The sequence below is a fragment of the Micromonospora sp. NPDC048170 genome (assembly GCF_040652795.1).
Taxonomy (GTDB): Bacteria; Actinomycetota; Actinomycetes; order Mycobacteriales; family Micromonosporaceae; genus Micromonospora.
In genome coordinates this window covers 124554-139631 of the sequence record NZ_JBEZMR010000004.1, presented here as the reverse complement: position 1 = coordinate 139631, position 15078 = coordinate 124554, and the positions used below count along the sequence as shown (strand labels likewise).

Annotated in this window: 14 protein-coding genes; 2 read left to right on the top strand and 12 right to left on the bottom strand. The window is 74.3% G+C overall.

The window, feature by feature from the left end:
- Positions 1-284: 284 nt before the first annotated feature.
- Positions 285-479: a hypothetical protein gene (locus tag AB0D32_RS09225; RefSeq protein WP_091096806.1), complete on the bottom strand. Its 195-nt coding sequence runs from the start codon at positions 477-479 to the stop codon at positions 285-287.
- Positions 480-853: 374 nt separating this feature from the next.
- Here AB0D32_RS09225 and AB0D32_RS09220 point away from each other — a divergent pair, with 374 nt between their 5' ends.
- Entirely contained in the window at positions 854-1876 is a 1023-nt protein-coding gene (locus AB0D32_RS09220) for a CAP domain-containing protein (RefSeq protein WP_357086812.1), read from the top strand.
- A gap of 107 nt (positions 1877-1983) precedes the next feature.
- Positions 1984-2826, top strand: coding sequence for an endo alpha-1,4 polygalactosaminidase (locus AB0D32_RS09215; RefSeq protein ID WP_357086810.1), 843 nt, complete (start codon positions 1984-1986; stop codon positions 2824-2826).
- A gap of 220 nt (positions 2827-3046) precedes the next feature.
- Here the strand turns inward: AB0D32_RS09215 and AB0D32_RS09210 are convergent, their stop codons facing one another.
- The 11 genes from AB0D32_RS09210 to AB0D32_RS09160 all read right to left on the bottom strand — a co-directional run bounded on the left by AB0D32_RS09210 (position 3047) and on the right by AB0D32_RS09160 (position 14951).
- A complete protein-coding gene (locus AB0D32_RS09210; protein ID WP_357086807.1) occupies positions 3047-5251 on the bottom strand; it encodes an MMPL family transporter in 2205 nt (734 codons plus the stop codon).
- A 221-nt stretch (positions 5252-5472) separates the two neighbouring features.
- The gene (mutM, locus tag AB0D32_RS09205) at positions 5473-6330 is read right to left on the bottom strand and encodes a bifunctional DNA-formamidopyrimidine glycosylase/DNA-(apurinic or apyrimidinic site) lyase (RefSeq protein WP_357086803.1); all 858 of its coding nucleotides are present in this window, start codon (positions 6328-6330) and stop codon (positions 5473-5475) included.
- Entirely contained in the window at positions 6323-7141 is an 819-nt protein-coding gene (rnc, locus tag AB0D32_RS09200; protein WP_357086801.1) for a ribonuclease III, read from the bottom strand. The genes mutM and rnc overlap by 8 nt, the downstream gene beginning before the upstream one ends.
- Entirely contained in the window at positions 7138-8133 is a 996-nt protein-coding gene (locus AB0D32_RS09195; RefSeq protein WP_357086799.1) for a phosphate acyltransferase PlsX, read from the bottom strand. The genes rnc and AB0D32_RS09195 overlap by 4 nt, the downstream gene beginning before the upstream one ends.
- 114 nt (positions 8134-8247) lie before the next feature.
- On the bottom strand, positions 8248-8421 hold the full coding sequence (rpmF, locus tag AB0D32_RS09190; RefSeq protein WP_091621057.1) for a 50S ribosomal protein L32: 174 nt from the start codon (positions 8419-8421) through the stop codon (positions 8248-8250).
- 5 nt (positions 8422-8426) lie between these two features.
- Positions 8427-8990, bottom strand: a complete 564-nt coding sequence (locus AB0D32_RS09185) for a YceD family protein (RefSeq protein ID WP_357086795.1) — start codon at positions 8988-8990, stop codon at positions 8427-8429.
- Between the two features lie 109 nt (positions 8991-9099).
- Positions 9100-9597 carry a hypothetical protein gene (locus tag AB0D32_RS09180; protein WP_357086793.1) on the bottom strand — a complete coding sequence of 166 codons (498 nt, stop codon included), beginning with the start codon at positions 9595-9597 and terminating at the stop codon, positions 9100-9102.
- Positions 9598-9829: 232 nt separating this feature from the next.
- Entirely contained in the window at positions 9830-10312 is a 483-nt protein-coding gene (gene coaD, locus AB0D32_RS09175) for a pantetheine-phosphate adenylyltransferase (RefSeq protein ID WP_357086791.1), read from the bottom strand.
- On the bottom strand, positions 10309-10872 hold the full coding sequence (rsmD, locus tag AB0D32_RS09170; protein WP_357086789.1) for a 16S rRNA (guanine(966)-N(2))-methyltransferase RsmD: 564 nt from the start codon (positions 10870-10872) through the stop codon (positions 10309-10311). The genes coaD and rsmD overlap by 4 nt, the downstream gene beginning before the upstream one ends.
- A gap of 258 nt (positions 10873-11130) precedes the next feature.
- On the bottom strand, positions 11131-13332 hold the full coding sequence (gene recG / locus AB0D32_RS09165; RefSeq protein ID WP_357086787.1) for an ATP-dependent DNA helicase RecG: 2202 nt from the start codon (positions 13330-13332) through the stop codon (positions 11131-11133).
- Positions 13329-14951, bottom strand: coding sequence for a DAK2 domain-containing protein (locus tag AB0D32_RS09160; protein ID WP_357086784.1), 1623 nt, complete (start codon positions 14949-14951; stop codon positions 13329-13331). Before AB0D32_RS09160 ends, recG begins: the two co-directional genes overlap by 4 nt.
- Positions 14952-15078 lie beyond the last annotated feature (127 nt).

The following is a 15078-nucleotide window of genomic DNA, read 5'->3' as shown; positions in this document are numbered from 1 at the left end:
ACGCGACCCGCCTGGTGACCGCCGGGCGCTCACCGGATGGCGCGGGCCGATCCGTCCGCGCGGCCCGTTCTTCCGGGTTTCCGCCGGGCCGGAACCGCGAGGGATTTCCTCCGGTGGCGCCGTACGGGATTGCCTGCGATGGTGCCGAACAGAAGGCCTTCGGGTGGAGCCGCACAAGATCGCGAATTGGCGCCGCAGAAAGGGGCACGGACAGAGCTGCGCGCCGGCACAGAAGTGTCGGCGCGCTCTTTTGCGTGGTGCGATTCAGTTTTCCGATCCGGAGATCAGGTCAGCGCGGGCTCGGCCAGACGGAGCAGATCGTCCGCCTCCGCCGCAGCCGCCGCGAGCCGATCATTCTCGGCACGCAGCCGCGTGATCTCGAACTCCAGAGCCCGAACCGTGGCACGCAGTCGGGTGACCTCGTCGAGCAGGCGCCGGTCGGGCGCTGCGCCTACGTGGCCGTACAGGGCCTTAGCCATGTTGACTCCTTGATATGCGCTGCCGGAAGGGCCGGCCAACGCGCGCCCAAAATGTGTACGCGACTGCCATTCCAGACAATTCTGGGCATGACCGGGCGCGACTGGCGACACCTACATATTGAGCCGACACCCCCTCTTTCGTCAAGTTCCCGCAGGCCGTAGATCATTTCCACGTCGACCTGTCCACTTGGCGGGGGTTGCCACAAGGCACGGACACACTCTGTCCGGACACCATGACTCTACGCCCCGGATCCCGGGAAGTCCCCACCCTGCCGTCCGACTTCCCCTTAACTCTTCCTTAGCCACATTGCCGCTGTTCACGCCCGACACGTAGCGTCACCCCGGCCCGCAAGCGACCCCCTGGAGGCAGAGGCGTGTACGGCTGGACCGACCCGAACGACCCGGACAGCGCCCGTCGGCGCCGCGAGCGGCCGCTGGGCGAGCAGCCGCCGGCCTGGCTCACCGAACGTCCGGAGCCGCGGTCGGCCTACCTGTTCGGGGACGACCCGGAGCAGCCCGCCGAGGAGTGGCACCGCGACCAGCCGACCGCGCGCTGGCAGCCCGAGCCCGCCGGACCGACCGCGACCTGGCAGTCGCAGCCCGTTGAGCCGAGCGGTGCGACGCCCGCCACCGCCGAGGGCCGGCACCGGCACCGCCGCCGCTTCCCCCGGCCCCTGCTGGTCGGTGGCGCCGCCGCGGCCGCCACGCTGGTGGTGAGCCTCGGTGTCGGCGCGGTCGCGCTGACCGGCGGCGGCCCGGAGACCGATCCGACCGCCGTCGACGACACGATCGCCGCCGCCCCGGCGCTGCCGGACGCCGGGACGTCACCCGACGAGGCCCAGGCCCCGGTCACCCCGAGCGCCGCGCCGACCACCGCCAGGCCCACCCCGTCGGCCACGAAGAGCACCAGGCCGACGCCGGCGCCGTCGCGTACCACCGCGGCCTCACGGAACAGTGCCGAGCGGAGCACGGCGCCGGCCGGCGGCGGCACGAAGGCCTCGGCCAGCGGCGGGGCCAGCAGCCAGGCCCGCGAGGTGGTCAACCTGGTCAACGCCGAGCGCGCCAAGGCCGGGTGCGGCGCGCTGGGCATCGACGACAAGCTGACGACCGCGGCCCAGCGACACAGCCAGGACCAGGCCGACAACCGGAACATGTCCCACACGGGCAGTGACGGCAGCAGCGCCGGGACCCGGCTGGACCGGGTCGGCTACTCCTGGCGCACCTACGGCGAGAACGTCGCCTGGAACCAGAAGACGCCGGCCGCGGTGATGGACGCCTGGATGAACAGCCCCGGCCACCGGGCCAACATCCTGAACTGCGCCTTCACCGAGATCGGCGTCGGTGTCGCCAGCAGCAACGGGCCGTACTGGACGCAGGTCTTCGCCGCACCGCGCTGAACGCGAGTCGTGGCCGGGTCCGCGCTCGTTTGACCAGGTGAGGTACGCCGACGCGGCGTACCCGACCTGGGCGGCGGGCCGGCCGCCCGCGACCTGCGGAGCTGCCGATGCGGATCCGGCCGCGTACGCGCGCCATCGGGCGGGGCCTGCGCGGGGCCCTGCCGGCCTGCGTCGCGCTCGCGCTGCTGAGCGTGGTCGCCGCCTGCCGGGTGGACCTCACCCCGCCGGGTGCCCCGACCACCTGGCCGACCGCGTCAGCCGGCCGGTGGCAGTGGCAGTGGCAGCTCGGCGGCGTGCTCGACCCGGCCGTCGACGCCGACGTCTTCCTGCTCGACCCGGTCGCCACCACCACCGCGCAGACCGCCGAACTGCGCTCCCGGGACCGCCGGCTGGTCTGCCACGTGTACGTCGGGTCCGTCCTGCCGACCGACCCGGACGCGAGCCGCTTCCCGGCCACCGTGCGGGGCGCCGCCTCCCGCCGGCCGCAGAGCCGCTGGCTCGACGTACGGCAGTGGGACTCGCTGCGGCCGGTGCTGGCCGACCGGTTCCGCCTCTGCCGGGGCAAGGGCTTCGGGGCGGTCGCGCTGGCCGACGCCGACGGGTACGCGCACCGCTCCGGTTTCCCGCTCGGCTTCGACGACCAGCTACGGTTCAACCGCCGGCTGGTCGAGCTGGCCCGGTCGACGGGCCTCTCCCCCGGCCTGGTCAACGACCTGGAACAGGTGGCCGCCCTGGCCCCGGACTTCGACTTCGCCGTCAACGAGGAGTGCGTGCGGCTGGGCCAGTGCGCCCGCCTGCTGCCGTTCGTCGAGGCGGGCAAGCCGGTGTTCCACGTGGAGTACACCGGCTCGACGACGGACTTCTGCGTCACCACGGTGGGCTACGGCTTCTCCTCGATCCGCAAGGAACGCGAGCTCGACGCGTGGCGGATCCCCTGCCCGGCGCTCTGACCGCCGACCCGTCCCCGGCCGACCCCTCTCAGCCAGCCTCTCCGCCCGGCCGATCCCTCCTGGCCAGCCCCTCCGCCCGGCCGATCCCTCCCCGCCAGCTCTCCGCCCGGCCGACCCAGCCCGGCCGGCTCTCCGCCTCGCCCGTCCGGCCGTCCGTCGGACGGCCGGACGGGGGCCGGACCGCGGGTGCGGTCCGACCCCCGCCGTGGGCGGGCCCGGGTCAGCGGGAGCCGACCAGCTCCGGGGTCGGGGCCGGCGGCTCCGGGGCCGCCGGGGCCGGCCGGGCGCGCAGGAAGCGCGGCGCCCACCAGTTCGCGTCCCCGAGCATCGTCATCAGCGACGGCAGCACCACCGCGCGGATGATCGTGGCGTCCAGCAGGATCGCCGCCGCCAGGCCGACACCGAGCTGCTTCATGTCGATCGTGCTCAGGGTGGCGAAGATCGAGAAGACGCCGACCATCACGACCGCCGCGCTGGTCACCACGCCGGCCGACGAGGTGATGCCGTACGCCACCGCGTCCCGGTTCGACATGCCCGCCCGTACGCCCTCGCGGATCCGGCTGACCACGAAGACGTGGTAGTCCATCGACAGCCCGAAGAGCACCACGAAGAGGAAGAGCGGCAGCCAGGTGACGATCGCGCCCATCGAGGTGAAGCCGAGCAGCCCCTCGGCCCAGTCGCCCTGGAAGACCAGCACCAGCAGCCCGTACGCGGCGCCGGCGGAGAGCAGGTTGAGCACGATCGAGCTGAGCGCGATCACCACCGAGCGGAACGTCAGCACCATCACCAGGAACGTCAGCACCAGCACGAAGCCCATGACGATCGGCAGCTTGTCGCGGATGTGCCGGGAGTAGTCCTCGCTGTCGGCGATGTCGCCGCCGACCGCGTACTCCACGCCGGGAATCCCGCCGAGCGCGGCCGGCACGAGGTCGGCGCGCAGCCGGTCCAGCGAGCGGACCGCCTCGTCGGTGCGGCTGGAGTGCGGGGTCGCGACCTCCAGCACCGACACCCGCCGGTCGGCGGACACCTCGATCTTCGGGCCGGTCGCCTCGGTCGGCGCGAAGAGCGGGTCCGCCGACGCCCGGGCGGCCAGCGCGGTCAGCGCCGCCCCGACCCGCTCCGCCTCGGCGGCCGGCGCCCGGACCGCGACGGTGTGGCTGGTGCCGTTGCTCGGGAACGCCACGGTGAGCCGGTCGTACGCCTGCATGGCCGGCGTGCTGCGGGGCAGGTCCTCCATCCCGGGGAACTTCATCTTCATGCCCAGCGCGGGCGCGGCCAGGGCGAGCAGCAGCCCGACCGAGATCACCAGGGTGGCCACCGGCGCCCGCAGCGCGGGCCTCAGCACGGCCGGCCAGAACCGGGGCCGCCGCCCGGCCTGCGGGGAGGTCAGCCGCCACAGCAGCGGCACCCGGGGCCGGTCGACCCAGCGGCCGAGCTTGGCCAGCAGGGCCGGCAGCACGGTCAGCGAGCCGATCACCGCGACCGCGACCACCAGGATCGAGCCCACCGCGAGGGAGGAGAAGACGACGTCGTCGGCGAGCAGCAGCGCGCCCATCGAGATCATCACGGCGAGGCCGGATACCACGACGGCGTGACCGGAGGTCTCCGCGGCGATCTCCACGGCGTCCAGGCCGGAGCGTCCCTTCGCCCGTTCCTCGCGTTCGCGCCGTACGTAGAACAGCGAGTAGTCGACCCCGACCGCCATGCCGATCAGCAGGATCACGCTGGCCGTCGTGTCGGTCGCCGGCACCAGGTGCGAGGCGAGGGTGGACAGCCCCATCGCCGCGGCGACCGAGGAGAGCGCCAGCAGCACCGGCACGCCGGCGGCGATCAGCGCCCCGAACGCGATGATCAGAATGGCCAGGGTCACCGGGAGGCTGAGCAGCTCGGCCCGCTTGAAGTCGTCGCCGAGCGTGTCGTCCAGCGCCTGGTTGATCGACGGCCCGCCGACCTGCTCGACCCGCAGCCGCGGGTGCCCGTCCTGCACCTGGGCGGTGGCGTCCCGCAGCGGCTGCACCCGCTCGGACGCGGTCTCCGGGTCACCCGACATCGTGACGGGCAGCAGCAGCGCGGAGCCATCCCGGGCCGGCACCGGCTCGCCGATCGAGGCGACCCCGGTCACCGAACGCAGCCGGTCCGCCGCGTCGTCGGCGGCGGCCTTCGCGGCGGCGGGGTCGAGCGTGCCCCCGCGCGAGGTGATCAGGACGTTCTCCACCGCCGGGTCGTCGAAGTTGCCGGCGTCCACGATCAGCCCCGCCCGGCCCGACTCGCCGACTGCCTGGTCGGCGAGGCTCGCCTCCTTGAGACCCGCGGCGCTCCCCCCGACGAAGCACACCGCCACGAACACCACCCACAGCGCGATGGCCCGCCACGGATGCTCCGCGCTCCACCGTGCCAACCGCACCGTCACCGGTCCTGCCCCCATCGCGGGTCCCCTCGTCACGTCATCCCCCTGTCAACGGGTCGACGCTATGGACGGGACGGACCCGGGAGCATCAGGGAACGGCCCTGGCCGGGCCCCGAACCTGTACGGAGGCTGAGAGGACGGCGCGGCCGGGCCGGCCGGAGCCGGAACGGGCGTTTCGGGGGAACCTCCCCGGAGGGACCGGGCCGACGCGCCGTCGGTGACCCGGAAACCGCTCGGGGTCATCCCCGAAGGGACCCCCGGGGGCGGGGCTGACAACGCGGGCAGCTGTACGACGAACGGTTCATGAACGCCTCGCGACGGATCGGGGCGCCGCACCGGTGGCACGGCAGTCCCTCCCGGCCGTAGACGTTCAGCGCCCGGTCGAAGTAGCCGCTCTCCCCGTTGACGTCGACGTAGAGGGCGTCGAAGCTGGTGCCGCCGGCCTTGATCGCCTCGCCGAGGACGTCCCGGACGTGACCCAGCAACCTCAGCACGGCCGGGCCGGTCAACGCGTCGGTGGGGCGGGCGCCGTGCAGTCCCGCCCGCCACAGCGCCTCGTCGGCGTAGATGTTGCCCACGCCGGAGATCAGCGTCTGGTCCAGCAGCGCCCGCTTGACCTCCGTGCGCCGCCGGCGCAGCGCGGCGACGAACTCCGCGTCGGAGAACCGCGGGTCCATCGGGTCCCGCGCGATGTGCGCGATCTCGGCCGGCAGCTCCGCGCCCCCGGCGGAGACCGACAGGCCGCCGAACGTGCGCTGGTCGACGAAGCGCAGCTCGGGACCGCCGTCGGCGAACCGGAACCGGACCCGCAGGTGCGTCTCGTCGGGCGCGGTGGCCGGCTGCATCAGCAGCTGACCCGACATGCCCAGGTGCCCGATCACGGCGTCGCCGCTGTCCAGCGGCAGCCACAGGTACTTGCCGCGCCGGCGCACGTCCAGCACCGTCCGGCCGGCCAGCACGTCGGCGAAGTGCCCGCCGCCGAGGATGTGCCGGCGTACCGCGCGGGGGTGGCGCACCTCGACGGTGGAGATCCGCCGGCCGGTGACCCAGCGGGCCAGGCCCTGTCGGACCGTCTCGACCTCCGGCAGCTCAGGCACGGCCCAGGCCCGCCTCGGCGGCCTCCGCGGTCTCGCCTTCGGCGTCCGGGCCGCCCGCCTCGGCCGCCTCGGCCGCCTCCCGCGCGGCCCGCTCCTGCTCCGCGTGCTCGGTGAGCGTCCGCCAGGCCGCCTCGGCGGCCCGCTGCTCGGCTTCCTTCTTGCTCCGCCCGTCGGCCCCGCCGTAGCGGTTGCCGGCGACCACCACCCAGGCGGTGAACGTCTTGAGGTGGTCCGGTCCCGTGCCCTCGATGCGGTACTCGGGGACGCCGAGCCCGAGCGCCGCGGTCAACTCCTGGAGGCTGGTCTTCCAGTCCAGGGCCGCACCCCGGCCGGCCGACTCGGCCATCAACGGGTCGAAGAGCCGGTGGATGACGATCGCCGCGGTGTCCAGCCCGTACTGGAGGTAGATCGCGCCGAGGAGCGCCTCCAGGGTGTCGGCGAGGATGCTCGCCTTGTCCCGGCCACCGGTGGTCTCCTCCCCCTTGCCGAGCAGCAGGTAGGCGCCGAGCCCGTCCGGGCCGAGGCCCCGGGCCACGTCGGCGAGGGCGCGCATGTTGACCACACTTGCCCGCAGCTTGGCCAGCTGCCCCTCAGGCAGGTCGGGGTGGTTGTGGAACAGCGCGGTGGTGATCACCACGCCGAGCACCGAGTCGCCCAGGAACTCCAACCGCTCGTTGGTGGGCAGGCCGCCGTTCTCGTACGCGTACGAGCGGTGGGTCAGCGCGCGCTCCAGCAGCTCCGGATCCAGGCTGACGCCGAAGGCGGATTCCAGGTGGCCGACGGACGCCCGCCGCCGCTTGTCGTTGCTCATGATGTGGGTACCTCGGTGTCGGTGGTGCGGTCGGTGCGTTCGTCGCGCTCGCCCGTCTCGGCGCCGTCGAGTAGCGCGCGGACCTGGTCGGTGGCGCGACGCCGCCGGAGATGAGCAGCCAGCGCGATGCCCGCGGCGACGTCCTCGGCCCGGGCGGCGCCGTGGCAGACGACCACCGTCCCGGCGACCCCGAGCAGGGCCGCCGCCCGGGGGGCGCCGCCGCCGGACGGCGGCCCGCCGGCCATCGCGTACGCGCCCTCGATCGCCTTGAGCAGCACGTTACCGGTGAACCCGTCGGTGACCACCACATCGGCACGCGCGCCGAGGGAGACGTCGTAGCCCTCGACGAGGCCCACGTAGCGGCCGTCGCAGGGCAGCGCGGCGGTGGCGAGGACGGGATCGGCGAGCCGGCGGGCGCGGTCGCCCTTGCCGGCCTCGGTGCCCACCGACAGCAGCCCCACCCGGGGGGCGGCGACGGCGTGTGCCACGGAGGCGTAGGCGGCGCCGAGCACGGCGTGGCGGGCCAGGGTGGCCGGGCGCGGCTCCAGCGAACCGCCGACGTCCAGCAGGACCACCGGGCCGGCGACGGCCGGCAGGGTGGCGACCAGCGCGGGGCGGCGTACGTCCGGCCAGCGGCCGAGGCCGAGCGCGACGGCGGTGACGGTGGCGCCGGTCGACCCGGCGGAGACGAGCGCGTCGGCGGCGCCGTCGCGGACGGCGTGCACCGCGGCGCGGACGGTGCTGTCGGCGCGGGCGGCCACGGGGTGGTCGGCCATGCCGACGACGGTGCGGACCGGCCTGACGGTGACCCGGGCGCGCTGCGCCGGGTCGAGGGCGCGGATCAGCTCGCCGGCGGCCTCGGCCGGGCCGACGAGCAGCAGGTGCAGGTTCGGGTCGGCGCGCACGGCTCGCAGAGCGCCGTCAACCACGACGGCGGGAGCGTCGTCCCCGCCGAGGAGGTCAACGGCGATCCGCGCGGTGCCCGACTCCACCGGAACGCCGGCCGGAACAGGCCGGCCGGCGTCGGAGGGAGCCGGGACACCGGGCGAGTGCCAGGGTGCGCGCGCCGCCCGACCGACTGTCGGGGGCGTCACTCGGCGACCGGGTCAGACCTCGAGAACCTGACGGCCGTTGTAGGTGCCGCAGACGGAGCAGGCGGCGTGCGGCAGCTTCGGCGACTTGCACTGCGGGCAGGCCACGGTCGCGACCACGGTCGCCTTCCAGTTCGCCCGGCGGGCGCGGGTGTTGCTGCGCGACATCTTGCGCTTGGGGACGGCCACGGTTCCTACTCCTCTTTACGGTTCAGTTGCGACAGACCCGCCCAACGCGGGTCGATCTGCTCGTGACTGTGGTCGGCCGGCAGATCGTCCCAGTGCACCCCGCATTCGGGGCACAGGCCTGGGCAGTCCTCCCGGCAGAGCGGGTTGGTCGGCAGCGCGAGCACCACCGCGTCCCGCAGTGCCGGCTCCAGGTCGATCAGATCGCCCTGCATCCGGCCCACCTCGTCCTCGTCGGTCGTGGTGTCCGTGGTGCTGTTCTCGTACGCGTACAGCTCCTGGATCCGCACGGTCAGCGAGTCGTCGATCTCGCGTAGGCAGCGACCGCACTCGCCCCGGACGGGACCGGTGACGGTCCCCGAGACGAGCACGCCCTCGGACACCGACTCCAACCTCAGGTCGAGGTCGAGGCCCGCGCCCTCCGGCACACTGATCATCTCCCCGCCGAGGTCCGCCGGTGCCGGCGACACCCGCTCGACCGTACGCAACGCACCAGGTCGGCGCGGCAGCTCCCTCGTGTCGAGGACCAGCGGCGACCTGGGGTTGAGTGTGGAAGGCGTGTGTTTGGGCATAGTCAGACTCCGGCCGGTGAGAGGCCGACAAAAGAGGTTACCTGGACGACCGCCGGACCGTCGAACCGGGGGCGACGCCCGCCCCGTCTGCCGGCTGGTGAGGTGCCGCTCAGAAGGGTAGCGGGCGTTCCGCCTCCTCCCCACCGAAGGTGCCGATCTCGCGCAGCGCGTGCATCTTGTCACGGCCGCGCTCGATCGAGGCCAGCGCCCGGGTGAGGAACTGCTCGAAGTTGGCCAGCGCGGTGTCGACGTAGTCGTCGACCTCCTCACGCAGGCGCTGCGCCTCGGCCCGGGCCTCCGCGATGATCCGCGCGCCCTCGTGCTCGGCGGAGACCGTGATCTCGTTCACCGAGACCAGCCGGGCGTGTTCCGCCTCACCCTCGCTGATGATCCGGTCGGCCTCGCGCTTGCCGGCGTCCATGATCTTGTCCCGCTCCTCCAGCAGCGCGGCTGCCCGGCGCAGGTCGGCGGGGAGTTCGGCGCGCATCTCGTCGAGGACCGCGATGAACTCGCCCCGGTCGACCATGCAGTTGTTACGCGACATCGGGACGGAGCGGGCCTGCTCCACCATGGCGATCAGTTCGTCGATGCGATCGAGCGGGTCCACCGGTACCTCACTCCTGTCGTTCGTCGGGCCGACCTACATGATGCGGGCTACGGCCGGTTTCCCGCTCCACACATCATGTCGTGCCCGCCCCACCCGCCCGGCGCGCCCCGCCCCGACGCGCCGCACCCCGCCCCCGCTCCACCCCGCCGATCTTGCACTTTCCGCCCGGCCAAACCAGCACAAAAGGTGCGCAAGATGGGCCGAAAGTGCAAGATCGCGGGGCGTGGGGGTGTTACGGGTGGGGGTTGAGGCGGGACTGGAGGGCCTCGCGTACCGAGTCAGGCACGTGGGCGGAGATGTCGCCGCCCCACTTCGCCACGTCCTTGACCAGGCTGGAGGAGAGGAACGAGTAGAGCGGGTTGGTCGGCATGAACAGGGTCTCGACGCCGGCCAGGCCGATGTTCATCTGCGCCATCTGCAACTCGTAGTCGAAGTCACTGACCGCCCGCAGGCCCTTGATCAGCACACTCGCCTGCTGGGCCCGGCAGAAGTCGACCAGCAGGCCGCGGAACGACTCGACCCGGACGTTGTCGTAGGAGGCGGTCACCTCGCGGAGCATGTCGATCCGCTCCTCGACGGTGAACAGGCCACTCTTCGACTGGTTGACCAGCACGCCCACGATCACCTCGTCGAACAGCCGGCTCGCCCGGCCGACGATGTCGAGGTGCCCGTTGGTGACCGGGTCGAACGAGCCGGGACACACCGCACGTCTCATGATCGGCGACCGTACCAAAGGGTCGTCTCGCCGTATCGACGACTGCGCTCGCCGGTGATGCCCTCCACCCACCCGACCGGGCCGGTGCGACTGGACCGCTCCACCACCACCAGGGCGTCCGGGGCCAGCCAACCGCCGTCGACCAGCGCGGCGAGCATCGCGGTGATCTCCGCGTCCGGCACCGGGTAGGGCGGATCGGCGAAGACCACGTCGTACGGCCCGCCGTCCGGGCCGGCCGCCAGCACCGTGGCGACCTTGCCGGCTACCAGGCGGGCGGTCGGGGCGGCACGCAGCATCGCCACGTTCTCCCGGATCACCCGGGCTGCCCGGGGGTCGGACTCCACCAGCAGCACGTGTGCGGCGCCCCGGGAGAGAGCCTCCAGACCGACCGCGCCGGACCCGGCGTAGAGGTCGGCGAAGCGGGCCCCGGCCAGGTCGACCTCGGCCTGCACGGCGCTGAACAGCGCCTCGCGGACCCGGTCCGACGTGGGCCGGGTGCCCGCGCCGGGCGGGGCGGCGATCCGGCGCCCGCCGAGCGTCCCGGCCACGATCCGGGTCACTGTCTCCTCCTGCTCATGGCACGACGCTACGCGACGCGGCGACCGCCGACGCCGACACGGTGCGCGGCTCCGACCGACCCGGCGCGACCAGCGGGGACCCTCGACGCCGGCACCGTGCGCGGCTCCGACCGACCGGCGCGACCAGCCGACGCGCATCGACGGGCGCTCCGCGCGTTGCGGGGCGGCCTGGTGACGCTCGCGTCCGCCCTCGGCGTGTACGGCCCGGCCGTCACCGTGAGCAGACGACGGGCGGGCCGGTCAGCCCTTCTCCAGGTACTCCGCGCGTTCCTCGTCGACCAGCGCGGCCACCGAGGCGGCCAGCGCCGGGTGCCGGGCCAGCTCCGGATCCTCCTCGACCAGGGCGATCGCCTCGGCCCGGGCGTCGCGGATCAGGTCGGCGTCGCGCAGCAGCGAGAGCAGCCGCAGGTGCGAGCGACGCCCCGACTGGGTGGCGCCCAGCACGTCGCCCTCCCGGCGCTGCTCCAGATCCAGCTCGGCGAGCTTGAACCCGTCGGTGGTGGAGGCCACCGCGTCGAGCCTCTCCCGCGCGGACGTGCCCTCCAGCGCCTCGGTGACCAGCAGGCACAGCCCCGGGGCGGAACCCCGGCCGACCCGGCCGCGCAGCTGGTGCAGCTGGGAGACGCCGAACCGGTCGGCGTCGAGCACGATCATCACGGTCGCGTTCGGCACGTTGACACCCACCTCGACCACGGTCGTGGCGACCAGCACGTCGAGGTCACCGGCCGCGAAGGAGCGCATCACCGCGTCCTTCTCGTCGGCCGGCAGCCGGCCGTGCAGCACGCCGATGCGCAGGCCGTGCAGCGGCCCCTCGGCGAGCAGCGGCGCCACCTCGGTGACCGCCATCGGCGGCCGTCGCCCGTTGTCGTCCTCCGGCGGCGGCTCCTCCTCCGACGCCGGGCCCTCCCCGATCCGGGGGCAGACCACGTACGCCTGGTGGCCGGCGGCGACCTCCTCGCGCACCCGGCGCCAGGCCCGGTCCAGGAAGGCCGGCTTCTCGGCCGCCGGCACCACGTGCGAGGCGATCGGCGAGCGGCCCTGCGGCAGCTGGGAGAGGGTGGAGGTCTCCAGGTCGCCGTAGACGGTCATCGCCACCGTGCGCGGGATCGGGGTGGCGGTCATCACCAGCACGTGCGGCGGCTGCTCGGCCTTGGCACGCAACGCGTCCCGCTGCTCGACGCCGAACCGGTGCTGCTCGTCGACCACCACCAGGCCGAGGTCGGCGAAGTCGACGCCCTCGTACAGCAGGGCGTGGGTGCCGAGCACGATGCCGGCGGCGCCATTGGCGACCTCGGCCAGCGCGCGCCGGCGGGCCGCCGCGCCCAGCGAGCCGGTGACCAGCTCGACCCTGGTGGCGTCGTCGGCCGCGCCCAGCTCGCCGGCCCGCCCGAGCGGCCCGAGCAGGTCGAGGATGCCCCGGTGGTGCTGCGCGGCGAGCACCTCGGTCGGGGCCAGCAGCGCGGCCTGGCCGCCCGCGTCGACCACCTGGAGCATCGCGCGCAGCGCGACCACCGTCTTGCCGGAGCCGACCTCGCCCTGGAGCAGCCGGTGCATCGGGTGGGCGGTGGCCAGGTCCGCCGCGATCTCCACCCCCACGTCGCGCTGGCCGGGCGTCAGCTCGTAGGGCAGCCGGGCGTCGAAGGCGTCGAGCAGGCCGCCGGGCTTCGCCGGACGCGGCCGGGCCGGCCACGCGGCGGCCCGGTGCTTGCGCTGCACCAGGGTGAGCTGCACGGCGAACGCCTCGTCCCACTTGAGCCGGTGCCGGGCCCGGTAGAGCGCCTCCTTGCTGGACGGCCGGTGGATCTCGCGCAGCGCCACGCCGATGCCGCCCAGGTTGCGGCTCGCCCGCAGGGTGGCGGGCAGCGGGTCCTCCGGCGGGGTGAAGGTGTCCAGCACCACCCGGACGCAGCGGGCGATCACCCAGGTGGGCACCGCCGCGGCGGCCGGGTAGACCGGGATCAGCGCGCCCGCGAACTCCTCGATCTCGTCGTCGACCGCCACCTCGCCGTCGCCGCCCTCGCCGAGCAGGACGTACTCCGGGCCGTTGAGCTGCCGCCTGCCCCGGAACTCGGTGACCTTGCCGGCGAAGAGCCCCCACCGGCCGGGGCGCAGCTCGCGCTCCCGCCAGGCCTGGTTGCCGAAGAAGGTCAGGGTCAGGGTGCCGCCCGCGCCGTCGCCGACCGTCACCTCCAGCAGGTTGCCCCGGCGCTGGCGCATCGGGCGTACGGCGGTGCGCTGCACCTGGGCCAGCACGGTGGCCTGCTCGCCGACGTCGAGCGAACGGATGTCGGTGTGTTCGCCGCGCTCGTCGTAGCGGCGCGGGAAGTGGTAGATCAGGTCGCCGGCGGTGTGCAGGTCGAGATGCCCGGCGAGGGCCTTGGCGGTCTTGTCGCCGACCAGCTTCTTGAGCGGCGTGTCCATCGTGGACGGCTCGGACGTCATTCGACCCCCACCAGGAGCGGATAGTGCGGCTGCCCACCCGGGAACGACTGCACCTCGACGAACGGCCAGCGCTGCCCGACGTGCTCACGGACCGCGTCGGCCAGCCCGTCGGGGGCGTCCGCCCCGGAGAGCAGCGTCACCAGCTCACCGCCGCCGCCGAGCATCCGGTCGACCACGGCGGCACAGGTGTCGGTCAGATCGGACCCGATCAGGTGCACCTCGCCCTCGACCAGCGCCAGCACGTCGCCGGGACGGCAGGGGCCGGCGACGGTCAGCGCCTCGCGGCGGGCGTAGCAGACCTCGGCGTAGCGGCAGGCGCCGGCCGCCTCGGCCATCGCGATCACGTCGTCCTCGAAACGCCGCCCCGGGTCACGCACGGCCAGGGCGGCCAGCGCCTGCACCGGCGAGCGGGTCGGCACCACGCTGACCTTGATGCCGAGCCCGTGCGCCTCCCGGGCGGCGGCGCTCGCCACCGCCTGCGTGTCCGGGTCGTTGGGGAGCACCACCACGCGGGCCGCCCCGGTGACCCGGATCGCGTCCACCAGCTCGCCGGTGGACGGATTGCCGGGCACCACCGTCGCGCCCTCGCCGGTGAACAGCTCGGCGATGCCCGCCCCGGCGGCCACCACCACGGCGGCCCGACCGTCCGCCGCCACGACGGGCGACGCCGGTGCGGCCTGGTCGGCGAAGCGGGTCACCGAGATGCGGTGCGGCCGGCCGGCCACCACGCCCGCCTCGATCGCCGCGCCCACGTCGTTGACGTGCACGTGCACGTTCCAGGTGCCCTCACCGGCGCTCCCGTCGCCGACGACCACCAGCGAGTCGCCCAGGGCGTCCAGCTCGGCCCGCAGCCGGGCGACCGCCTCCGGCCCGGCGTCGAGCAGGAACTGCACCTCGTAGGCGTACTCCTCGGAGCCGGTCTCGCGGACGGCGGTGACCGGCGGGCGGGCCGGACGCGGGGCGGGCGCGGGCGCGGGACGCTCGGGGCTCTCGCCGGTGACGACCTCGACCAGCGCGTCGAGCAGCAGGCAGAGGCCCCGCCCCCCGGCGTCCACCACGCCGGCCCGGGCCAGGGCCGGGAGCTGCTCGGGGGTGCGGGCCAACGCGTCCGCCGCGCCGCCCGCCGCCGCCCGGGCGACCGCGCGCAGGTCGTCGCTGTCGGCCCGCTCGGCGGCGTGGGCCGCCCCGGCGACGACGCTGAGCAGCGTGCCCTCGACCGGGTGGGCGACCGCGGCGTAGGCGGCGGCGGTGCCGTCGCGCAGGGCGGCGGCCAGCTCGCGCCCCCGCACCACGGGCACGGCGGCGACGGCGTCGGCGAAGCCGCGCAGGATCTGCGACAGGATCACCCCCGAGTTGCCCCGCGCGCCCAGCAGCGCGCCCCGGGCCATCAGCCGCGACGCGTGCCCGTGCGCGGTGGCGCCGTCCTCCGGGAGGGTGCCGAGGTCCATCGCGAGCGCCTGCTGGGCGGAGGTGAGGGTGAGCACCATGTTGGTGCCGGTGTCGCCGTCGGGCACCGGGTAGACGTTCAGGTCGTCGATCTCGCCCTGGTGGCGCTTGAGCGCGGCCAGCCCGCCCGCGCACCAACGGCGGACCGCGGCGGCGTCGAGGGTGTCCAGCACGGCGAGAAGCCTACTGGCGCGCACCGACACCCGCCGGGGACGACCGCGTCTCCGGCGGCGTGTCCGGCATCCACGGCGCCACCCGCTATCCTCGTGGCCGAACTGACCTCCGCGCGTCGGCGCCTTC

What these genes read in the sequence shown, in the direction of transcription:
- AB0D32_RS09225 (WP_091096806.1), bottom strand. Translation starts at nt 479, where the DNA reads ATGGCTAAGGCCCTGTACGGCCACGTAGGCGCAGCGCCCGACCGGCGC.
- AB0D32_RS09215 (WP_357086810.1), top strand. Translation starts at nt 1,984, where the DNA reads ATGCGGATCCGGCCGCGTACGCGCGCCATCGGGCGGGGCCTGCGCGGG.
- AB0D32_RS09210 (WP_357086807.1), bottom strand. Translation starts at nt 5,251, where the DNA reads ATGGGGGCAGGACCGGTGACGGTGCGGTTGGCACGGTGGAGCGCGGAG.
- rnc (WP_357086801.1), bottom strand. Translation starts at nt 7,141, where the DNA reads ATGAGCAACGACAAGCGGCGGCGGGCGTCCGTCGGCCACCTGGAATCC.
- AB0D32_RS09185 (WP_357086795.1), bottom strand. Translation starts at nt 8,990, where the DNA reads ATGCCCAAACACACGCCTTCCACACTCAACCCCAGGTCGCCGCTGGTC.
- coaD (WP_357086791.1), bottom strand. Translation starts at nt 10,312, where the DNA reads ATGAGACGTGCGGTGTGTCCCGGCTCGTTCGACCCGGTCACCAACGGG.
- recG (WP_357086787.1), bottom strand. Translation starts at nt 13,332, where the DNA reads ATGACGTCCGAGCCGTCCACGATGGACACGCCGCTCAAGAAGCTGGTC.